This is a genomic window from Candidatus Woesearchaeota archaeon, assembly GCA_027858315.1.
Lineage (GTDB): Archaea > Nanobdellota > Nanobdellia > Woesearchaeales > UBA583 > UBA583.
Genome location: JAQICV010000045.1, coordinates 1 through 2,499, shown reverse-complemented (window position 1 = coordinate 2,499; position 2,499 = coordinate 1). Strand labels below are relative to the sequence as shown.

Sequence of the window (2,499 nt, the reverse complement as noted above, 5' to 3'; positions counted from 1 at the left end):
TTTTAGAAACAATTAGACTAAAAGTAGAGAGTGAAGAGATAGAATCTAAGAGTGATATTCTTGTAACAGAGAATCTATTTTTAGTAGCAAGTAGCTCTTCAGATAAAGATTCTGAGATTGACCCTATGCAAATTGAGTGGGATGAGATTATAGAGGACTTTACAGAGTTTATTCTGACTATGAATGGAATATGGTTATGGGAGCCTGTTACACCTACTCTACCTCTAAGAATTGAGATGGATATAACAAGTCAGATCTATAGATTTTTTGATAAAGTAGAAACTGAAATTGACATAGAAGCAATAAGGGAATTTAGAGATAGCATACTTGAGTTAATTGAGATAGACTTTTTTTATAATTCAATAAAGTTTTTTAATGAGCCCGAGTTATTTGATCTATTTTATGATTGTACAGAGTGTGAAGAGGCTTGTGAAGAAAGAAACGAATTTGAAGTTAGAGTTTATAGAGACGAGGAGGAGTAATGGATTTATCAAAAATAGAAAAGGCCTTTAAAAAGATAGAAAAAGGAAGTGAGGGTTCTGTTGTAGACCTAGAAAATTATCAAAATATAGATAGAGTTCCAACAAGATCACCAGAACTAAATAAAATTCTAGGAGGTACAGATATTAAAGGTGTTCCTAAGGGTCGTATCATAGCCTTGGAGGGGGAAAATAACCACGGTAAGAGTCTTCTATGTTACATATTTGGTAGAGCCTTTCAGGATGCCTCAGAATATGTTTGTTACCTAGATTTCGAGCATTCGTTCACTGAGGACTTCGCTATCAAACAGGGTTTATTAACAGACTCAGATAAGTTTAGACTTATTAGACCTGAGAGTTTGACTGAGGGCTTTGAAATAATAGAGCAACTAATAGAGGCAGGAGTAAAATGTATTATCCTTGATAGTATCGCACTAGCACCTACTCAACAAGAATTAGATGGAGATCACTCAAAACAGCATATGGCTATTAAAGCTAGGGTAATGGCTCAGTCACTTCGTAAAATAGTGCCTATGGTATCTGATAGTAATACTACTTTATTTATGACTAATCACCTTATGGTGGACCCTTCTGTAATGTATGGCTCAAATCTAGTAAATCCAGGAGGTAGGGCCCAGAACTATGCATATGCTATTAGATTAAGAGTTAGACGAACAGGCTATATTACTCAAGGAGAAGAAGCTGTAGGATTTAAAATGGATGTAAAAAGTTTCAAGAATAAAACAGCACCACCAAATAAAGTTTGTAGTCTTACATTTATGTATGAGACTGGCTTAGATACTTTTGACGATGTAATAACTCTATTTTGTGGCCAAGAAGTAGTCCATAAAGGAGGTGGTGGGAACTACACTTTTAATGACATAAACGATGAACCTGTTAAAATTAGAGGAAGAGTACCTTTAATAGATTACTTTAAAGAAAATGAAGACTTGTTTAATAAGTTTAAAGTTGATGCAGGATTAGAGATTCCTAGTGAGGAAGGGATAAAAGAATAAAATAAAACTTTATCACATATTTTTAATAAACCTCTTGACTTAATATCCCAAGAGGTTTACTATTACCTTAAATGAAAGATAATAAATGAAAAGGAATTAGACTACTATGAAAGACAAAACTGAAAGAACTTTTTATGAGGTAATTAAAATTGTATCTCACATAGCGCTTTTAACAATCTCAACACTTTTAACTATCAACTTATTCACTAGCTTTAGTGAGAATCCTTTATATAAGGTTCTTTGGATACTGTTAGGTGTTACTTTAGAATTAATAAAGGTGTATCTCTTTGTCGTGGCTAAAGCTCATCTACAACTTAAAAGATTTACTTCTTATGTAAAGAGCTTTTTCTTATTTCTTATATACTTAGGCCTAGCCTTCGTGTCGTTTACAGCCTCATCAGGATTTACATTAATGTCGATAGGTCAACAAGCTTCTACTTCTATTATATTAAATGAGTCAAGTGATATTAGTTTAATAGATAGAGAGCTTAATCAATTAGATATCAGTATTGACTCTTTAAGACTACAACAGGAAACTGCTATTAAAAAGAAGGGTGATATAAGAGCTGACTGGTCCACTGAAAAGCAAGATGTAATTATCTCTGACATTACCTTAGATATTAATACTAAGAATGAAAGGATAAATGAATTATTACTTGAGAAATCTAAAATCGTAAATGCTAAAGTTTCTAGTAAAGCTGCTAACTCAAGTGATATATTTACTTTACTAGGTGAGGCTATTAACTTGAGTGGTGAAGATACTATGCTATATCTTATGTTATTACTAGCTCTTTTACTAGAAGTTATTACAGCTGCTACATCTGGAAATTATCATCTAGATAAGACTAAAATACAGTCTAATTTGCCTGAGGATAAGCATGAGGAGACTTTACAAGAAGAAACAACTTTAGCTACTACTCTTCCTGTACAAGAGACTGTAAGCTATAAATTAGACAATGAGGAACTATCAAGATATATAAAAGCTTTGGTTAAAAATACTAAAG

General features: G+C 32.6%; 3 protein-coding genes. All 3 read left to right on the top strand.

The genetic code is table 11. The features are described 5' to 3' along the window. The coding region (locus tag PF569_03935; GenBank protein ID MDA3855384.1) for a hypothetical protein at positions 1-482 on the top strand (482 nt) is incomplete at its 5' end. Then, on the top strand, positions 482-1,495 hold the full coding sequence (locus tag PF569_03930) for a hypothetical protein (GenBank protein ID MDA3855383.1): 1,014 nt from the start codon (positions 482-484) through the stop codon (positions 1,493-1,495). The genes PF569_03935 and PF569_03930, both read left to right, overlap by 1 nt. A gap of 106 nt (positions 1,496-1,601) precedes the next feature. Further along, positions 1,602-2,499, top strand: an 898-nt coding sequence (locus PF569_03925; GenBank protein MDA3855382.1) for a hypothetical protein, incomplete at its 3' end; no start/stop codon positions are given.

Excerpts from the sequence above, each read along its gene's own strand:
- PF569_03930 (MDA3855383.1), top strand. The coding sequence starts at position 482 with ATGGATTTATCAAAAATAGAAAAGGCCTTTAAAAAGATAGAAAAAGGA.